We start from the raw sequence: 1,064 nt of genomic DNA, 5'->3' as shown, positions 1-1,064 counted from the left end.
ATCGGGAAGACAGGATTCGAACCTGCGACACCTTGGTCCCAAACCAAGTACTCTACCAAGCTGAGCTACTTCCCGAGTTAAATAGAAAAATGCACCCTAGAGGAGTCGAACCTCTAACCGCCTGATTCGTAGTCAGGTACTCTATCCAGTTGAGCTAAGGGTGCTCATTAGTTTATGCCGAGGACCGGAATCGAACCGGTACGATCGTTACCAATCGCAGGATTTTAAGTCCTGTGCGTCTGCCAGTTCCGCCACCCCGGCCTCTCTAAGCGAACGACGGGATTCGAACCCGCGACCCCCACCTTGGCAAGGTGGTGTTCTACCACTGAACTACGTTCGCACTGTTTTCTTCTATCTAAAAATGCCGGCTACATGACTTGAACACGCGACCCTCTGATTACAAATCAGATGCTCTACCAACTGAGCTAAGCCGGCTCATTTATTATATCTTAATGCGGGTTAAGGGACTTGAACCCCCACGCCGTTAAGCGCCAGATCCTAAATCTGGTGCGTCTGCCAATTCCGCCAAACCCGCATATATGACCCGTACTGGGCTCGAACCAGTGACCCATTGATTAAAAGTCAATTGCTCTACCAACTGAGCTAACGAGTCTAAAATAACTTACGTTATTCTAACGGTCCCGACGGGAATCGAACCCGCGATCTTCGCCGTGACAGGGCGACGTGATAACCGCTACACTACGGGACCTATGGGAGTTAACGGGATCGAACCGCTGACCCTCTGCTTGTAAGGCAGATGCTCTCCCAGCTGAGCTAAACTCCCTAGAGCTAAGCGACTTCCATATCTCACAGGNGGCAACCCCCAACTACTTCCGGCGTTCTAGGGCTTAACTTCTGTGTTCGGCATGGGTACAGGTGTATCTCCTAGGCTATCGTCACTTAACTCTGAGTAATACCTACTCAAAATTGAATATCTATTCAAACCAAGAAAACCTCTCGCTTTCATATTCTCAGTTACTTTGGATAAGTCCTCGAGCTATTAGTATTAGTCCGCTACATGTGTCGCCACACTTCCACTTCTAACCTATCTACCTGATCATCTC

The 1,064-nt window shown here is 49.1% G+C and carries 9 tRNA genes and 1 rRNA gene; all 10 read right to left on the bottom strand.

Annotated elements, in window-relative coordinates:
* Window position 1 precedes the first annotated feature (1 nt).
* The 10 genes from D8849_RS10335 to rrf all read right to left on the bottom strand — a co-directional run bounded on the left by D8849_RS10335 (window position 2) and on the right by rrf (window position 904).
* A tRNA-Pro gene (locus D8849_RS10335) sits at window positions 2-75 on the bottom strand.
* A 15-nt stretch (window positions 76-90) separates the two neighbouring features.
* Window positions 91-164 (bottom strand) — tRNA-Arg (locus tag D8849_RS10330).
* Between the two features lie 11 nt (window positions 165-175).
* Window positions 176-261 (bottom strand) — tRNA-Leu (locus D8849_RS10325).
* Between the two features lie 7 nt (window positions 262-268).
* Window positions 269-340: transfer RNA gene (locus tag D8849_RS10320), tRNA-Gly, on the bottom strand.
* Window positions 341-362: 22 nt separating this feature from the next.
* A tRNA-Thr gene (locus D8849_RS10315) sits at window positions 363-435 on the bottom strand.
* An 18-nt stretch (window positions 436-453) separates the two neighbouring features.
* Window positions 454-535, bottom strand: a tRNA-Leu gene (locus D8849_RS10310).
* Window positions 536-540: 5 nt separating this feature from the next.
* Window positions 541-613: transfer RNA gene (locus D8849_RS10305), tRNA-Lys, on the bottom strand.
* 23 nt (window positions 614-636) lie between these two features.
* Window positions 637-709, bottom strand: a tRNA-Asp gene (locus D8849_RS10300).
* Window positions 710-711: 2 nt separating this feature from the next.
* Window positions 712-784 (bottom strand) — tRNA-Val (locus D8849_RS10295).
* 4 nt (window positions 785-788) lie between these two features.
* Window positions 789-904: ribosomal RNA gene (rrf, locus tag D8849_RS10290) — 5S ribosomal RNA — on the bottom strand.
* Window positions 905-1,064: the final 160 nt, after the last annotated feature.

Origin of the sequence: Streptococcus mitis (genome assembly GCF_003942765.1) — a bacterium.
Taxonomy (GTDB): Bacteria; Bacillota; Bacilli; order Lactobacillales; family Streptococcaceae; genus Streptococcus; species Streptococcus mitis_BE.
This window is presented reverse-complemented; position numbering and strand designations above follow the sequence as displayed.